Here is a 15,196-nt window from a genome sequence, read left to right as displayed (position 1 = left end):
CCAAAAGTCTTTTCAACCGGGGACAAACCCCGGCACGGTTTTTTCACCGCAATTCAGCGACTCAGTGGTTCGATGCTCTCGGGATGGAGCACGGCGCCGAAACGCTGCTGCAAGAATTGTACGTTGGGATCCGCCGCCAGATCCCGGCTCACCTGTTCACGCACCCCGAGATAGAGACGATGCTCTATCTCGAGCGGCGTCTCCCGCGCGGGATCCGAGCCCAGGGTCACATCGATGTGAACCGGGCCGCCCAGCTCGGGACCGATGAGCTCGGCCAGATCGGCGCGGGCCTTGTCGCTCACCAGATGGCGCTGCTCGGGTTTGAGCAGCAGGGAGACCCGATTGCCTTCCCGGGTCATCACCGCGTTGATGGCCAGTTGACGCAGCCGACCACCCACCCCGGTGCGGGCGATGAGCTCGGCCCAGGCGTCCCCGCAATTGACCAGCAAGGACGAGGGGATCAGACGGGCGACCTCCCCCTCCTCCTCGGGCTGGGCGTCGCTCTCCAGCGCATCCCAGTCGATGGTCTCCATCAACGCAATGGCGGGCTGAGGTTCGCTGGCAGCCACTGGAGGCGCGGCAGGCACCATAGCGGCAACCACAGGTGCCGCCGCATCCGCGCTGCCGGCGTCAGCGCCCAGATCCCAGGGCGGCAGATCCTCCTGCGAAGGAGGTGCCATGGTGGCGGGAGCTGGCTGGGCGGAAGTCACTGCCCGCGTGGGCAACGGGGCACTGGCAAACCCCTCGTCAAACCCCTGATTCAGATACTCTTCGTAGTCACTGGCCCCCTCTTCATAGGCATCGAGAGGGGGCAGGTCGTCATACCCCGTTTGCAAGGCAGGTCCCTGCCCTAGCATCTCGGGCCGCGCCGCTGGTTGCACCTCGGTCTGGGGTGAAGTTGCGAAGGCAGGCATCGCAGGGGCCGGTTTGGTCGCGGCCACCGGTTTGACGGGAGTCACCCGGGCAGGCGCGGCGTTTGCACTCTGCTCGCCACGCAGGCGGCTTCGCAGCAGATTGCGCTTGCCAAGCAGGCTCTGCATGCTGGAGGTCGAAGAGATGGCGACGTCTTCCCCTTGGACCTCAACCTGCTGCGTCTGCCCGGTGTCATCCGCCGCCAACGGCGCAGAGGCTGGCTCTGCAGGCGGACTGGTGGGCACCGCGGCCTCGTAGCCCATCCGTTCGGCCTCGCGCAGCAGCTCATCCTGCTCGGCAAAGAGCGGATCCAGCACTGCGCCCTCCTCCGCCTTGAGTGCGGGGGCGACGTGCTCGGCCTCAAGGACCGATGCTGGCGCGGCGGGAGCCTGTGGTGCTGCGCTGGCAGCCGGGGCCGGCTCAGCCCCCTGAGGCTTTCCCGGCAGGAGCGGCGCGTTTTCCCTCGCAGCCGCCATCACGCCGGTGTGCCCTGTCATGAGAGGCTGGGCCGCCAGGTTGGCGGGATGGACCACCTCGAGCCGGGGAGAGAAGGCCAGCATCCGCAGACAGGTCATCTCCAGTGCGGTGCGTCCGTCAGGGGCCCAGGGCAGATCCTTGCGCCCCCCCAGCACGATTTGATAGCAGAGCTGCACCTCTTCCGGGCTCATGGCTCCGGCTAGCTGCAGCAAGGCATCGGCATCCGCCCCCTGCTCCTGCACGCTCGCAGGCAGCAGTTGCGCCATGGCCACCCGGTGGAGCAAGGCTTCCAGCTCGGCGTGGAGCTGGTCGAAATCCGGCCCCAGGGTAGCAATCTCGGTGATCTTGGCCATGGTGGCCGGGGCATCCTGGCGCAGCACTGCCTCCAGCAACTGGTGCAGGTGGTGATGATCGAGGGTCCCCAGCATGGTGAGCACGCTCTCCAGGCGCACGCTACCGTTGCCGTGGGCCAACGCCTGATCGGTGAGGCTCAGGGCATCGCGCATGCTGCCGTCAGCCGCCTTGGCCAGGGCCAGCAGGGCGCGAGGCTCGAAGGGTTGACCCTCCTGGTCCAGTACCCATTCGAGCTGCCTGGCAATCTGGGTCTGATCCAGACTCTTGAGATGAAACTGTAGGCAGCGCGAGAGGATGGTGATGGGGAGCTTCTGCGGATCCGTGGTGGCCAGCAGGAATTTCACATAGGGGGGCGGCTCTTCCAGGGTTTTGAGCAGCGCATTGAAGCTGTGGCGCGACAGCATGTGCACTTCATCGATGAGGTACACCTTGAAACGACCACGGGCCGGACGGTACTGCACGTTGTCGAGCAGTTCGCGGGTGTCTTCCACCTTGGTGCGGGACGCCGCATCGATTTCCAGCAGATCGACGAAATTGCCCTGATCGATCTCGCGGCAGGTATCGCACACACCGCACGGATGGCTGCTGATCCCCTGCTCGCAGTTGAGGCTCTTGGCCAGAATGCGGGCGATGGTGGTCTTGCCCACCCCGCGGGTCCCGCTCAGCAGGTAGGCATGGTGAAGCCGCCCCTGATCCAGGGCATTGGTCAGGGCCGTCAGCACATGTTGCTGGCCGACCACTTGTTCAAACGTATGGGGGCGCCATTTGCGCGCCAAAACCTGATAGCTCATAGATCTCGATGCTGGGAAACGAGGCATTGAGGCTGGATGCTAACACAAATGGAGGGCTGGCTGTATGGGGGATGCGCCGCCTTGGGAGGGATCGCTTGAATTTCAAACCGGTGCCCGTTCAGGCACCGGTTTGCGGCAGAAAGCAGGGTGACGAGGCCTGCCGCACGAAGGGGCGATTTACGCCCCCGCGAGTTCCACCAGAGAGACCACCTTGACGCCGGCGGCGGTCAGGCGGGCATCACCGCCCAGGGACGGCAGGGAGATGATGAAGGCAGCATCCGCTACCTCACCGCCGGCGCGGCGGATGAGCTTGACGGTGGCATCGACGGTGCCGCCGGTGGCCAGCAGATCGTCCACCACCAGCACCTTGTCACCGGGCACGATGGCATCGGTGTGCAGTTGCAGAGTGTCGGTGCCGTACTCCAGGGCGTAGGACTCCTCGATGACGGCGCGGGGCAGCTTGCCCGGCTTGCGCACCGGCACGAACCCCAGCCCCATGGCGTAGGCAACCGGGGCGCCGAAGATGAAGCCACGGGCCTCGGTGCCGACAATCTTGGTGATGCCTTGATCACGGTAATGATCGGCCAGCAGATCGATGGTGGCCTTGAAGGCCTCGGCATTCTCGATCAGGCTGGTGATGTCGCGAAACAGAATGCCCGGCTTCGGATAGTCGGGAATGGTCTTGATGCTCGCTTCGATAAACTTCAGGGTTTCCGGATTCATTATTTGACCGCTTATTTTTTGAGCCCTGCCATGGCGGCGCACGGGGTCTCCGCCTGGGGGCAATAAAAAGGCCCGTCACGCAAAAATGACGAGCCGACTCCATAGCATTATTGCCGCGATAGCTTAGGGATTTCACTTCTTCATTGCAACCGGCTCCAGCACCGGCAGACGCATCAACCAGGTGAGCAGGATCACCATTATGACAACCAGCAGCCACCTCACCCAGGGCAACGGCACCACCAGCAGCGATACCGAGAACGAGATCAGGATGAAGATGATGGCGCGGCGTCTGGCGTGACGGCGAATGCCGCGATACTGCTGCCAGTCGAGGATGGGGGGGCCAAACCAGGGATGCGCCAGCAACCAGCCATGAAAGCGGGGAGAGGAGCGCGCAAACAGCGCCGCCGCCAGCAACATGAAGGGGGTGGTCGGCAGCAGGGGCAGGACTATCCCGACTATCCCGGTGGCGAAGGCAAGCCAGCCCAGGGCCATCAGACACCAGCGTTTCATGGGTACTCCTCTGCATGTATCTCTGCCTTTAGCCTAACAGAGTTGGCCCGGAAGCTGACAGCCTGGCCCAGTCGGCGGCCGTCGATGGGGGCCATCGAGTGGGCAGACGGCTGACAATCCCGGCCATTACCACTACAATCTGCGCTCTTTTTTCTCCCCTTGTCTTCGGAAGCAGCTATGCGCGTTATTTTGGCCCCCATGCAGGGGGTGCTGGATCACCTGATGCGGGAGGTGCTTACCTCCGTCAACGATTACGACCTCTGCGTCAGCGAATTCATCCGGGTGGTCGATCAGCTGCTGCCCGCCAAGGTCTTCTATCGCCTCTGCCCCGAGCTCAAGCAGGATGGCAAGACCCGGGCCGGCACCCCGGTACGGGTGCAACTGCTGGGCCAGCACCCCGAATGGCTGGCAGAAAACGCGGTGCGCGCCATCGAGCTCGGCTCGCCCGGGGTCGATCTCAACTTCGGCTGCCCCGCTCCCACGGTCAACAAGAGCAAGGGGGGCGCCGTGCTGCTCAAGGAACCCGAAACCGTCTATCACATCGTCAAGGCGGTGCGAGAGGCCGTGCCCGCCCACCTGCCGGTGAGCGCCAAGATCCGCCTCGGCTACGACGACAAGGAGCTCTATCTGGACAACGCCCAGGCCGTCTATCAGGGGGGCGCCGACGAGCTGGCGGTGCATGCCCGCACCAAGCGCGAAGGCTACAAGGCGCCGGCCCACTGGGAGTACGTGGACGCCATCCGTCGCGCCCTGCCCATCCCCGTCACCGCCAACGGCGAGATCTGGGATCACAAGGATGCCCTCGCCTGTGCCCGGGTGTCCGGTTGCGATGCCCTGATGGTGGGCCGGGGCGCCATCTCCCTGCCCAACCTCGCCAACGTAATGAAGACGGGGTGTGCCCACATGAGCTGGGACGAGGTCTTGCAGCTGATGGTGACCTATACCGAGCAGGATCTGGCGAGCGACAAGGCCGACTACTATCCGAGTCGCATCAAGCAGTGGTTCTCCTACATAGTGCGGGAATACCCCCAGGCCGACGAGCTGTTTCGCCGCATCCGCACCATCAAGACCGCGGACGAGATCCGCGCAGCCCTCGAGCGCGAGTGCGCCGCTCGGGCCTAGTCTTGGCTGCCGCCCCGCGGCGACCTATGATAGAGGCTCGATGACAGGAGGTCAGGATGCAGGGCGTACCGGTCAACTTTACCCATCAGCACGACAGGGCCGATTTTCGCGCCCTGCCGGGGCAGCCTGCGACCGAGCTCTATCGCGCCCACATCCAGCACCACATCTTCGATCCCCATAGTCACGAGGGGTTTGGCCTCGGTGTCATCGAGTGCGGTGCCGAGCGCTTTCGCTATCGCGGCAGCCAGCTCCTGGCCGGTCCCGGCAGCCTGGTGCTGATGAACCCCGATGAGCTGCACACGGGCGAGTCAGCCTGCGAGCAAGGGTGGCGCTATCGCATGCTCTACCTGCCCGCCGATCGGCTCGAGGCCATCAGCGGCGAGCGCGACTGGCATTTCACCGATGCCGTGCGAAGCGATCCGCGCACTGCCCCCGTCCTGCAGGCGGCCCTGGATGCCCTCTGGCACTGTGACAGCGAGCTCGCCGCCGACGGCCTGCTGCTAAGGGTGTGCGAGACCCTGCGCCCCCATGCCCGGGCCCTGGCGGCCCCGCGCGAAGCGGCCCACCCTCTGGGCCGCGCCATCGACTATATGCAGGCCTATTTCGCTCGCCCCATGACCCTGGCCGAGCTGGCCGGTGCAGTGAACCTCAGCCCCTACCACTTCCAGCGCAGCTTCAAGGCCCGCTTTCACGTCACCCCCCAGCAGATGTTGATGGCAATCCGCCTGCAGCGCGCCAAGGGGTGGCTGGCCGCCGGCCTACCCGCAGCCGAGGTGGCCGCCGCCTGTGGTCTGGCCGATCAGTCCCACCTCAACCGTGCCTTCCTGCGCCGCTATGGCACCACCCCGGTCCGCTACCAGAAACAGGTGCAGGCTGGCCGCTAAAGCGCAATCTGGTTCAATACGCCCCCCTTCCCCCCTGCTAGGCTGGCCTCCTTCTTCTTTACCGGATATGAAACATGTTGATCGGAGTCCTGTTTGCCCTGCTGGCCGGCCTGATGTGGGGGCTCATCTTCGTCGCCCCCCTCTTGGTGGACGGCTATCCCCCCGCCCTGCTCGCGAGCGGCCGCTACCTCGCCTTCGGCCTCATCGTACTGCCGCTCGCCTGGCAGGCCCGCAAGCACCTGGCGGCCCTCTCAGCCAGCGACTGGCGAGAGGCCCTCGCCCTCACTCTGGTGGGGAACCTCCTCTACTACTTCTGCCTGTCGGGGGCCATCTTGCGCATCGGCTCGCCCCTGGCGGCCATGTTTATCGGCACCCTGCCGGTGGTGACGGCCCTGGCCGCCAACCGCCTCTATGGCGCACGGGACGGTCGCCTCTCCCGCACCCGGCTCTACCCGTCCCTGGTGCTGATGGGGGCCGGCCTCTGTCTGGTCAACAGCGCCGAGCTCACCTGGCACACCGAGGCGCGCACCGAACAACTGCTTGGGCTCGCCCTGGCGGTGGGCGCCGTGCTGTGCTGGACCTGGTATCCCCTGCGCAACGCCCGCTGGCTGCGCGAGCACCCGGGCCGCAGTCCGGCCGTCTGGGCCACCGCCCAGGGGCTGGTGACCCTGCCGGTGGCGCTCATTGCCTATCTCGGCAGCCTCGGCCATCTTGCCCTGAGTGCACCAAACTTTCCCCTGCCCTTCGGGCCGACGCCCCTGCGCTTCGTGTTGCTGATGGGGGCGGTGGGGCTCTTCTGCTCCTGGCTCGGCACCCTGTGCTGGAACGAGGCGAGCCAGCGCCTGCCGACCGTGCTGGTCGGGCCGCTCATCGTGTTCGAGACTCTGGCGGGGCTCTTGTACGCTTTTATGCTGCGCGGGATCATGCCCCCCATGAGTACCCTGGTAGGTGTCGTCTGTCTGGTGGCGGGGGTGCTCTACGTCATCACCGGCAAGCCGCAGCACCTGCCGGAAAAACCCGTCAAAGCACGGTTAACTTGACTCATGTCATCTTGATAAACCGCGGGTTTCCCTATACTGGCCGAGTTTTATCACTCGTATTTGGGGGCTGCTGTGTGTGAAGTGACGCAAGCCCGGTTGGCCGAATGGCATCAGCGCCTTCTGACCGACTGGGCGCAAACAAGAGAGGAGCTGATCCGTCAGCTCAAGGCCTGTCGACAAGATGACTGGGCACAGAAGGTGGAGCGCTGCGAGCGAGATCAACTGGTTGATCTGACCAGCCGTCTCGATCTGCCCGGGGTGGAACACAGCGTGGCACGCCTCAAGCGGCTCGACGCGGCGCTCTGTCAGATGGATCTGGGGCTCTATGGCTTCTGCTCCGATTGTGAGGAGCCGCTGCTCCCTGAACAGCTGGAACAGGATCCGACCCTGCAACGCTGCCCGCGCTGCGAGGCCCGCTACCGCAAGGGATTCCACGCTCACGAACTCTGATGGGGGCACCCTTTGTGCCCGCCATTTTCCTCCTCCACCCCTTCTCGCTTCCCATCATGACCAACCCCCTGGCGCGACGATCCCGGCAACCCCCGGGGGCAGCCGCACAGGCATGAAAAAGGGGAGTCATGGACTCCCCTTCTCGTACTGCGTACTCGTCACTGGGCCAGCAGGTGGCCTACCAGCTCATGACGCCACCCTTGCAGCAGCATGGGCTTGTCCGCCCTGGCCCGCTCCTCGGCACTCATGCGCCAGCTCCAGGTGAAGTACTGGTGGATGATCTTCTTGCTCGCCACCAGCTCCGGTGGAATGTTGCTGGCCTTGGCCTTCTCCTCCACCATGGCCTTGATGCGCTTGAGCTCGGCCTTGTACTGGGGGAAGTCCACCAGGCGACGGATGGGATCGGGCCAGCTCGCAGGGTCGCTCTGCTGGGCGGCGGCGACGATGTCCAGCATCCGCTTGCCGTGGATCTTGATCTCGATGGGCGAGAGGCCCAGCTCGTTGAGATCCCGAAGGGAAGCGGGACGACGCTCCGCCACCTTGAACAGGTGCAGCTCTTTGACCACGAAGTTGAGGGCGAGATCCCGGCGTACCGCTTCCTGCTGGCGCCAGGCGGCCAGCTCGCGCAGGATGGCCAGCTCGCGGCGACCCAGTTGCCAGGCGTTGACGATCTCGAGGTAGGCCTGACGGGGATCGCTGCCCTGGGTCTTGCGGGCGGAGTGGTTCTGGCACTCCTGTTCGAACCAGGGGAACTTGCCGCTCTCGCGCAGTCTGGCCATCACCTTCTCGTAGAGGGGCATGAGGTAGAAGACATCCGCCGCGGCATATTCCAGCTGACGAGGGGTAAGGGGGCGCGCCAGCCAGTCGGTGCGGGCCTGATCCTTCTCAAGCTCGACCCCGAGGAATTCGTTGACCAGGGCGCCAAAACCCACCGACACGCCATGACCCAGGAAGGCTGCCGCCAGCTGGGTATCGTGCATCTGGTTGGGCAGGTGACCCGCCTGATGCTGGATGAGTTCCAGATCCTCACCGGAGGCGTGCAGGATGGCAATCTGTCCGGCCCGACCGAGGCGCTGCCACAAACCGGAGAGATCCAGGGTCAGGGGATCAAGCAGGGCAAGCTGCTTGCCATCGTAGATCTGGAACAGACCGAGCTGGGGATAGTAGGTACGGGTGCGAACGAATTCGGTATCGATGGCCAGGGGAACGTCGGCCAGAGAAGCGAGATACTGATCCAGTTCGGCTTGCTGTGAAATGAGTTGATATTGCATCGTTGCCTGCACGTTGGTCGGATCCAGAAAGAAAAAACCGTGGATGTCCCACGGTTTTGCATAACGACAGCGCTGGACTGCAAAGCAGTGCATGCCGGTTACTGCTTGGCAATCTCCTCGTCGCGCAGCACGCGGCGCAGGATCTTGCCCACGTTGGTCTTGGGAAGTTCGTCGCGAAATTCTACCAGTTTCGGCACCTTATAGGCAGTCAGATGTTTGCGGCAGTGGGCAATTATCTCCTCTTCCGCCAGCTTTGCATCTTTCTTGACCACGAAGATCTTCACCTGCTCGCCGGACACCGGGTTGGGTACGCCGACGGCGGCTACCTCCAGCACCTTGGGATGTAGGGCCACCACGTCTTCTATCTCGTTCGGGTAGACGTTGAAGCCGGAGACCAGGATCATGTCCTTCTTGCGATCGACGATCTTGAAGAAACCCTGCTCGTCGCATACCGCGATGTCGCCGGTGCAGAGCCAGCCATCCTGCATCACCTCAGCGGTCGCCTCCGGGCGCTGCCAGTAGCCGGTCATCACCTGAGGACCGCGCACCTGCATCTCGCCGGGGGCACCCCGTTCGGTGACCTGGTTACCCTCGTCATCCACCAGACGGATCTCGGTGGAGCAGACCGGCAGACCGATGGAGCCGTTGTAATCCACCAGATCATAGGGGCAGACGCTCACCAGGGGCGAGCACTCGGTCAGGCCATAGCCCTCCAGCAGCGGGGTGCCGGTCAGCCCCTTCCACTGCTCGGCCACCGCCCGTTGCACCGCCATGCCGCCACCGATGGTGAGCTTGAGCTTGGCAAAATCCATGCCCTTGAACTCGTCGTTGTTGACCAGGGCGTTGAACAGGGTATTGACCCCGGTGATGCAGGTGAAAGGATACTTCTTGATCTCTTTGACAAAACCCGGGATGTCGCGGGGGTTGCTGATGAGCAGGTTATAGCCCCCTAGGCGCATGAACAGCAGGCAGTTCACCGTCAGGGCGAAGACGTGATAGAGCGGCAGCGCCGTGACCACAAACTCCTTGCCGCGCTCCAGCACGGGGCCATAGACACCGAGGCACTGCTCGACGTTGGCGATCATGTTGCGATGAGTCAGCATGGCCCCCTTGGAGAGGCCGGTGGTCCCGCCGGTGTATTGCAGGAAGGCGATGTCCTGGTTGCTGATCTCGGGTTTGATGTACTGCAGGTAGCGCCCCTTGGCGAGGGCCTGGCGCATGGTGCTGGCATGGGGCAGGTTGTACTTGGGCACCAGCTTCTTGACGTATTTGACCACGAAGTTGACCAGGGTCCCCTTGGCCAGCCCCAGGTTGTCCCCCATCCGGGTCAGGATCACATGCTTGACCGGGGTGTCATACACCACTTTTTCCAGGGTGTGGGCAAAGTTGGAGACGATGACGATGGCCTTGGCGCCGGAGTCTTTCAACTGATGCTCCAGCTCGCGCGGGGTATAGAGGGGGTTGACGTTCACCACCGTCATGCCGGCCCGCAGGATGCCGAATACCGCAATGGGGTATTGCAGCAGGTTAGGCATCATCACGGCCACCCTGTCCCCCTTGCCGAGCTTCAGCTCGTTTTGCAGGTAGGCGGCGAAGGCTCGGGACTGCTCCTCCAGCCGACGGTAGGTAATGGTCTGCCCCATGTTGACGAAGGCGGGTTGATCGGCGAACTGGTTCACCGACTCTTCAAACATCTCGACCAGAGAGCCGTATTGGTCTGGATTGATCTCGGCGGGCACCCCTTCTGGATAACGCTTCAGCCAGACTCTTTCCACGAACTTCTCCTGCATAACTCGCACCTGTGCGCTCACTGTGTTGCCTCCGTCCCTGTCACATCCATTTCAATCAATTGTTTTAAGTTCATGCTCTAATGCCGCACATAGTTACATAAGGCAACATCAATTAACAGTGAATTAACAACGGGAAATGTGAGGGAGAAAGCAAACCTGACATGATTCAAAGCCGCCGATCCTACCGGATTTGAGCGAAGTTTTCGATATAAACGGCGGTTTCTGATGAATTTTCCATATGAAAATGATGGCCTCCTGCCACTGTCACCCGTTCAATGTGGCCAAAGGCCGCCTCCCGCAACTGCCACTGTTCCAGGAGCCCGGGGAAGCCCTGCTCTCCCCGGATAAAGAGCACCGGACAGGCGATGGCCCGGATCAGGGCCTGGGCCTGCCCCTCGCTCATGCGCAGGGGCGAGAGATCGCGAAGACGGGGATCACTGCGCCAATACCAGCGCCCTGCCCGCGCCTCCAGCTGCCGCTCGCAGATAAGGCGTGCCGCACTCGAGGGAATGTCCGCCACCTTGCAGCGGGCAGCCACCGCCTCCTCGAGGGTGGCAAATCCACTGGTTGCACGCTCACGGGTACGAGTGCGGTTGAGGATGGCGCGGCGCAGCTGCCCCGGTACCTCCTCGTCGGGCTGGCTCAAGGGGCCGAGCCCCTCCAGCAGAATGAGCCGCTCGATTTGCTCGGGAAAAACGCCGGCATAGGCAGAGGCAATCAACGCCCCCAGGGAGTGACCAAGCAGGATGAAACGCTGCCAGCCCGCGGCCTGGGTGATCTGGTAGAGATCATCCAGCCAGTCCACGAAGACATAGGGAGTCGACTTGTGATCGGAGTGACCATGGCCCGGCAGATCGACGCAGACCAGATGAAACGCCCCCAGCCAGGGGGCCAGAGGCAAAAAGCTGGCACCGTTGTCGAGCCAGCCATGGAGGGCCACAAGCAGCGGTCTGCCCTCCTGACCATTGTCCAGCAGGGCGATGTGCCGCCCGTCCGCTAGGCGCAGCCTGCGCTCCTGCAATGTCGCCGTCATCCGGGCTCCTCAGCGGCGCAGGGGCCGTCTGGGCCAGAAGGGATCATAGAAAGGATCGTAAAAGTAGGGATCCATGTAGCGGATCTCCACCTCCTTCACCGGTGGCCACAGCTTGCTCCCCGTCACCTTGAGTACCGAGAAGCGATACTTGTGCTCGCCAATCTGGCTGTCCACCGGCTTGTCGAGGGTGCCGAGCACCGTCAGGCTGCGACCCTTGGCATAGAGGGTCGGGTCGACAAACCCCTGCATGATGGCGAGAAAACGACCGGGGCTTTGCTCGGTCTGCTCCGGCACCCCGTTGGACTTGAGGGGCAGATAGACCACCTCGATGACACTCTGATCCGCCTTGTTGTGGACCGCCGAGATGACACCGCTCCAGCGGGCCGGCTTGCCTTCCATCCCCTGCAGAGCGGGTTGATAGGCCACCAGCTGATCCGCAGGCTCATAGGCAAGCTCTTTGGGCACCGTGCTGCAACCGCCCAGCAGCAGCCCCACCAATCCCAGCATGATCACGGATTTTCTCATTCGTCTCTCCTTCATCGTCCGACAAAGCAGCCCGGGGCAGCTGTTGCCGCCTATTCGCGACCCGGCAGTTTCTTCCAGGTCACCTTGTCACGCAGATAGACAGGGGTGGCTTGCTCAACCGGCACCGCCTCACCCGCAAACCAGGCCTGGCGTGCCAGAGGCAGCATGTCGGCGGCCGCCGGGAAACGCACCTGGCTTGGCATCAGCACATCTGCCAGGCCGCCCAGAGTCTCGCCATAGGTTTCAAAACCGGTGCCAACGCAGCTCACCGCGCCAGTCAGCTTGTCACGGGCCTGCACCAGTGCGGCTGGCTCGCTCACCACCTCCTCGCCCACCAGCGTCATCACTCCGTCCACCAGGGCGTAGTGGCCGAAATAGACCTCGTCCATGCGCGCATCGATGGCGGCAAGCACCTGCTCGGCCCCTTCCAGCTTATGGGCCCCCTGGGCCATGGCCGCCAGGGTGGAGACACCGATCATCGGCACGCCGGCACCAAAGGCGAGCCCCTGGGCCACGCTGATCCCGATCCGTACCCCGGTGAAGGAGCCAGGCCCACGACCGAAGGCGATGGCGTCGAGCTCATCCAACGATAGACCGGCTTCATCCAACAGAGCCTGAACCATGGGCAGGATCTTGCGGGTATGGTCACGGGGCGCCTCTTCCCAGCGGGAGTAGAGGGTATCGCCCACCAAGAGGGCTGCGGAGCAGGCTTCGGTGGCGGTATCCACGGCCAGGATCTTCAACTCATCCATTCTTTTTATTCTCTTCACATCAGTCAGTTAAATCGTCAGCATGGCCAAGGCCTGCCGTCATGCATGGCCGGGGGCAATCAGCCCCGGCGCGGCGGACTCACTCCCGTGGTCCGAAAAATTCGCCCAGGGTCGCCAGCTCCCGGGTCCGTGGAATGGCAGGCAGGCTCTTGATGAAGGTGGCGCCATAGGGCTTGTTGACCACCCGGGGATCACAAATAACCAGTACACCGTGATCACTGCGATCACGGATGAGCCGCCCCACCCCCTGCTTGAGGGCAATCACCGCCTTGGGCAACTGCAGCTCGGCAAAGGGATCCCCCCCCTTGAGCTTGCAATCCTCCACCCGTGCCTTGAGCTGGGGATCGTCCGGGCTCGCAAAGGGCAGCTTGTCGATGATAACACAGGACAATGCCGCCCCCCGCACGTCTATCCCCTCCCAGAAACTGCTGGTGGCCACCAGCACGGCCCGACCGTTTTCCACGAAAGTCTTGAGCAGCCGCTGCTTGTTGTCTTCCCCTTGCAGCAGGACGGTACGGCCGATTTCCCGGCGCAGCACCTCGGCCACCTGGCGCATCACCTGATGGCTGGTGCAGAGGAAAAAACACCCCCCTGGCGTCTTGTTGATGAGGGGGATCATCAGGGTCGCCAGCTGCTCCCCGCGCCCGAAGGCATTGGGCTCTGGCAGGAAACGGGGTACGCACAGGCGCGCCTGCTCGGCGTAATCGAACGGACTGTCGAGAATGAGTTCGGCGCTGCCGGCCAGCCCCATCTCGGCGACGAAGTGGGCGAAGCGATTGTCCACCGTCAAGGTGGCCGAGGTGAAGATCCAGGCCACCTCGGGGCGCTGCACCTCGGCACCGAAGCGCTCGGCGACCGACAGCGGCGTCAGGTTGAGGGTAAAGTGCAGACGCGAACAGTCATACCAGTAGGAGAAACCGGTCTGGTTGACCGCCAGCACCTCCCCAAGGCGAGTACGCAGCTCGCTGATGCGCTCGAAACAGTGATCCAGCTGCTCCCCTCGCCCGAGCGCCAGTTTCAGCACTTCATAACAGAGCCCGATGGCATCATTGAGGCGGGCCAGCGCCTGGGCCCAGAGGGATTGTCTCAGCAGATCCCGGATGTTGCCGCGCCCCCCCTCCACGCCGAAGGCAAGGCGCAGATCCTGACTGGCAATGGCGAGCCTGTCCGCCGCCTTGCCAAGCTGGGCCATGTCATGAGCCTCTGCCCGGTAGGCAAGCTGGATATCCTGCGCCAAATCCTGGATGGTGCGACTGCCCACGGACTTGCCGAAGTAGTGGCTGGCGATCTCGGGCAGCTGGTGCGCCTCGTCGAATACATAGACCTGCGCCTCGGGTACCAGCTCGCCAAAGCCGGTGTCTTTGACCGCCATGTCGGCGAAAAAGAGGTGGTGGTTGATCACCACCACCTGGGCGTCCATGGCACGGCGCCGGGCGATGACCAGGTGACAATCATCGTAATAGGGGCAGTCGCGACCCAGGCAGTTGTCGTTGGTGCTGGTGACGTGGGCAAGGATCTCGGCGTTCTCCTGTAGCCCCGGGATATCCCCCACATCGCCGTTGTCGGTAGCGGTCGACCAGGATTTGACCTTCACGAGATCGCTCAGGATCTCGGGCTTTTGCAGATGGGATTCACTCAACAGCCGGTTCATCCGCTCGATGCAGAGGTAATTGCTGCGCCCCTTGAGCAGTGCCACCGGCGGGGTGTAGTGAAGCGCCCCCGTGATGGTGGGCAGATCCCGATAGAAGAGCTGCTCTTGCAGGTTCTTGGATCCGGTGCTTATCACCACCCTCTTGCCGGATTCCAGCGCAGGCACCAGATAGGCATAGGTTTTGCCAGTGCCCGTTCCAGCCTCCACCAGCAAGCGGCCACCTTGCTTGATGGCGCGCGACACCGCCTCGGCCATCTCCAGTTGCGGGGCTCGGGCCTTGAAGCCGTCAATATGGCGGGCCAGGGGGCCGTCTGGCTTGAACAGGGTCTGGATGATGGTCAAAGGCATGTCCCGCTGCAAAAGCGGGCATTATGCCAAAAGCGCGAAAAAAGCGGGACTGATAATGCGTTCAGACGAAGAGATCAATCCGGTGGTCCGGATCCGGTTTGTGATCATCATCCTGCACCGCTGGTTGATCAGGCCTTGGCGGCTGCTCCCTCTGCTGGTGATGCTGGCCACCGCCGCCATTGTCGGTGCCTATCTTGCGCAGCTGATGTTTCTGGCTGATCTGGGTCACCTCCCGCTTGATGTCATCCGGGCTCGGTGTCGAGGGTGCGCGGGGCAGGATGGGAAATAGCAGGTCCTGGCTGGGCATGATGTCGCCTCCTTTGGCATCTCATTGTCTAGTTATCGACCAGAAAACCGTTTTCTCAACTTTAATCGTCCGGATCACATTTTTCGGTTGCTTTTTCTGTCAAGGCAGGTAGTTTAAATCGGGCGTCAACAACGGCATCTGATTTGTAAAGGATTGATTACATCATGAAGTTCACCACCCTGAAGACTCATCATCACCATCATCATCCCGAATAGTCTTTCAGGAGGTTGACTGCTGG

Annotated in this window: 14 protein-coding genes and 1 other annotated feature (1 of these 15 only partly in view); of the genes, 4 read left to right on the top strand and 10 right to left on the bottom strand. The window is 63.0% G+C overall.

What is annotated here, in order from left to right; all coding sequences use genetic code 11:
* Positions 1–53: 53 nt before the first annotated feature.
* The 3 genes from dnaX to OKC41_RS01950 form a co-directional block, all read right to left on the bottom strand.
* Complete coding sequence (gene dnaX, locus OKC41_RS01960) at positions 54–2,534, bottom strand: DNA polymerase III subunit gamma/tau (protein WP_270671652.1); 2,481 nt, start codon at positions 2,532–2,534, stop codon at positions 54–56.
* A 177-nt stretch (positions 2,535–2,711) separates the two neighbouring features.
* A complete protein-coding gene (apt, locus tag OKC41_RS01955; protein ID WP_010674707.1) occupies positions 2,712–3,257 on the bottom strand; it encodes an adenine phosphoribosyltransferase in 546 nt (181 codons plus the stop codon).
* Between the two features lie 132 nt (positions 3,258–3,389).
* Positions 3,390–3,767 carry a YbaN family protein gene (locus tag OKC41_RS01950; RefSeq protein WP_039039141.1) on the bottom strand — a complete coding sequence of 126 codons (378 nt, stop codon included), beginning with the start codon at positions 3,765–3,767 and terminating at the stop codon, positions 3,390–3,392.
* A 177-nt stretch (positions 3,768–3,944) separates the two neighbouring features.
* Here OKC41_RS01950 and dusC point away from each other — a divergent pair, with 177 nt between their 5' ends.
* From dusC to OKC41_RS01930, 4 genes are all read left to right on the top strand, one after another.
* Positions 3,945–4,889 carry a tRNA dihydrouridine(16) synthase DusC gene (dusC, locus tag OKC41_RS01945; RefSeq protein WP_201894001.1) on the top strand — a complete coding sequence of 315 codons (945 nt, stop codon included), beginning with the start codon at positions 3,945–3,947 and terminating at the stop codon, positions 4,887–4,889.
* A gap of 56 nt (positions 4,890–4,945) precedes the next feature.
* Positions 4,946–5,773: an AraC family transcriptional regulator gene (locus tag OKC41_RS01940; RefSeq protein WP_201891083.1), complete on the top strand. Its 828-nt coding sequence runs from the start codon at positions 4,946–4,948 to the stop codon at positions 5,771–5,773.
* Positions 5,774–5,847: 74 nt separating this feature from the next.
* A complete protein-coding gene (locus OKC41_RS01935) occupies positions 5,848–6,813 on the top strand; it encodes a DMT family transporter (RefSeq protein WP_270671650.1) in 966 nt (321 codons plus the stop codon).
* Between the two features lie 81 nt (positions 6,814–6,894).
* Complete coding sequence (locus OKC41_RS01930) at positions 6,895–7,263, top strand: TraR/DksA C4-type zinc finger protein (RefSeq protein WP_039039175.1); 369 nt, start codon at positions 6,895–6,897, stop codon at positions 7,261–7,263.
* Positions 7,264–7,421: 158 nt separating this feature from the next.
* Here the strand turns inward: OKC41_RS01930 and rnd are convergent, their stop codons facing one another.
* From rnd to OKC41_RS01895, 7 genes are all read right to left on the bottom strand, one after another.
* On the bottom strand, positions 7,422–8,534 hold the full coding sequence (gene rnd / locus OKC41_RS01925) for a ribonuclease D (protein WP_039039174.1): 1,113 nt from the start codon (positions 8,532–8,534) through the stop codon (positions 7,422–7,424).
* A 98-nt stretch (positions 8,535–8,632) separates the two neighbouring features.
* Positions 8,633–10,309 carry a long-chain-fatty-acid--CoA ligase FadD gene (gene fadD, locus OKC41_RS01920; RefSeq protein WP_010674700.1) on the bottom strand — a complete coding sequence of 559 codons (1,677 nt, stop codon included), beginning with the start codon at positions 10,307–10,309 and terminating at the stop codon, positions 8,633–8,635.
* A 196-nt stretch (positions 10,310–10,505) separates the two neighbouring features.
* Positions 10,506–11,357: an alpha/beta fold hydrolase gene (locus tag OKC41_RS01915; protein ID WP_201894006.1), complete on the bottom strand. Its 852-nt coding sequence runs from the start codon at positions 11,355–11,357 to the stop codon at positions 10,506–10,508.
* A gap of 9 nt (positions 11,358–11,366) precedes the next feature.
* Positions 11,367–11,882: a Slp family lipoprotein gene (locus OKC41_RS01910; protein WP_039039136.1), complete on the bottom strand. Its 516-nt coding sequence runs from the start codon at positions 11,880–11,882 to the stop codon at positions 11,367–11,369.
* 50 nt (positions 11,883–11,932) lie between these two features.
* Entirely contained in the window at positions 11,933–12,634 is a 702-nt protein-coding gene (gene tsaB / locus OKC41_RS01905) for a tRNA (adenosine(37)-N6)-threonylcarbamoyltransferase complex dimerization subunit type 1 TsaB (RefSeq protein ID WP_042017608.1), read from the bottom strand.
* Between the two features lie 97 nt (positions 12,635–12,731).
* Complete coding sequence (locus tag OKC41_RS01900; protein WP_201894008.1) at positions 12,732–14,651, bottom strand: ATP-dependent DNA helicase; 1,920 nt, start codon at positions 14,649–14,651, stop codon at positions 12,732–12,734.
* A gap of 61 nt (positions 14,652–14,712) precedes the next feature.
* Positions 14,713–14,958 (bottom strand): hypothetical protein, encoded by a 246-nt coding sequence (locus OKC41_RS01895; RefSeq protein WP_167825579.1) that lies wholly within the window; start codon positions 14,956–14,958, stop codon positions 14,713–14,715.
* Positions 14,959–15,148: 190 nt separating this feature from the next.
* Positions 15,149–15,196, top strand: a sequence feature (His leader region); it runs 77 nt beyond the window's last position.

Origin of the sequence: Aeromonas sp. QDB17 (genome assembly GCF_027705305.1) — a bacterium.
GTDB classification, from domain to species: domain Bacteria; phylum Pseudomonadota; class Gammaproteobacteria; order Enterobacterales; family Aeromonadaceae; genus Aeromonas; species Aeromonas caviae.
This window is presented reverse-complemented; position numbering and strand designations above follow the sequence as displayed.

What these genes read in the sequence shown, in the direction of transcription:
- dnaX (WP_270671652.1), bottom strand. Translation starts at nt 2,534, where the DNA reads ATGAGCTATCAGGTTTTGGCGCGCAAATGGCGCCCCCATACGTTTGAA.
- apt (WP_010674707.1), bottom strand. Translation starts at nt 3,257, where the DNA reads ATGAATCCGGAAACCCTGAAGTTTATCGAAGCGAGCATCAAGACCATT.
- OKC41_RS01950 (WP_039039141.1), bottom strand. Translation starts at nt 3,767, where the DNA reads ATGAAACGCTGGTGTCTGATGGCCCTGGGCTGGCTTGCCTTCGCCACC.
- dusC (WP_201894001.1), top strand. Translation starts at nt 3,945, where the DNA reads ATGCGCGTTATTTTGGCCCCCATGCAGGGGGTGCTGGATCACCTGATG.
- OKC41_RS01940 (WP_201891083.1), top strand. Translation starts at nt 4,946, where the DNA reads ATGCAGGGCGTACCGGTCAACTTTACCCATCAGCACGACAGGGCCGAT.
- OKC41_RS01935 (WP_270671650.1), top strand. Translation starts at nt 5,848, where the DNA reads ATGTTGATCGGAGTCCTGTTTGCCCTGCTGGCCGGCCTGATGTGGGGG.
- rnd (WP_039039174.1), bottom strand. Translation starts at nt 8,534, where the DNA reads ATGCAATATCAACTCATTTCACAGCAAGCCGAACTGGATCAGTATCTC.
- OKC41_RS01915 (WP_201894006.1), bottom strand. Translation starts at nt 11,357, where the DNA reads ATGACGGCGACATTGCAGGAGCGCAGGCTGCGCCTAGCGGACGGGCGG.
- OKC41_RS01910 (WP_039039136.1), bottom strand. Translation starts at nt 11,882, where the DNA reads ATGAGAAAATCCGTGATCATGCTGGGATTGGTGGGGCTGCTGCTGGGC.
- tsaB (WP_042017608.1), bottom strand. Translation starts at nt 12,634, where the DNA reads ATGGATGAGTTGAAGATCCTGGCCGTGGATACCGCCACCGAAGCCTGC.
- OKC41_RS01900 (WP_201894008.1), bottom strand. Translation starts at nt 14,651, where the DNA reads ATGCCTTTGACCATCATCCAGACCCTGTTCAAGCCAGACGGCCCCCTG.
- OKC41_RS01895 (WP_167825579.1), bottom strand. Translation starts at nt 14,958, where the DNA reads ATGCCCAGCCAGGACCTGCTATTTCCCATCCTGCCCCGCGCACCCTCG.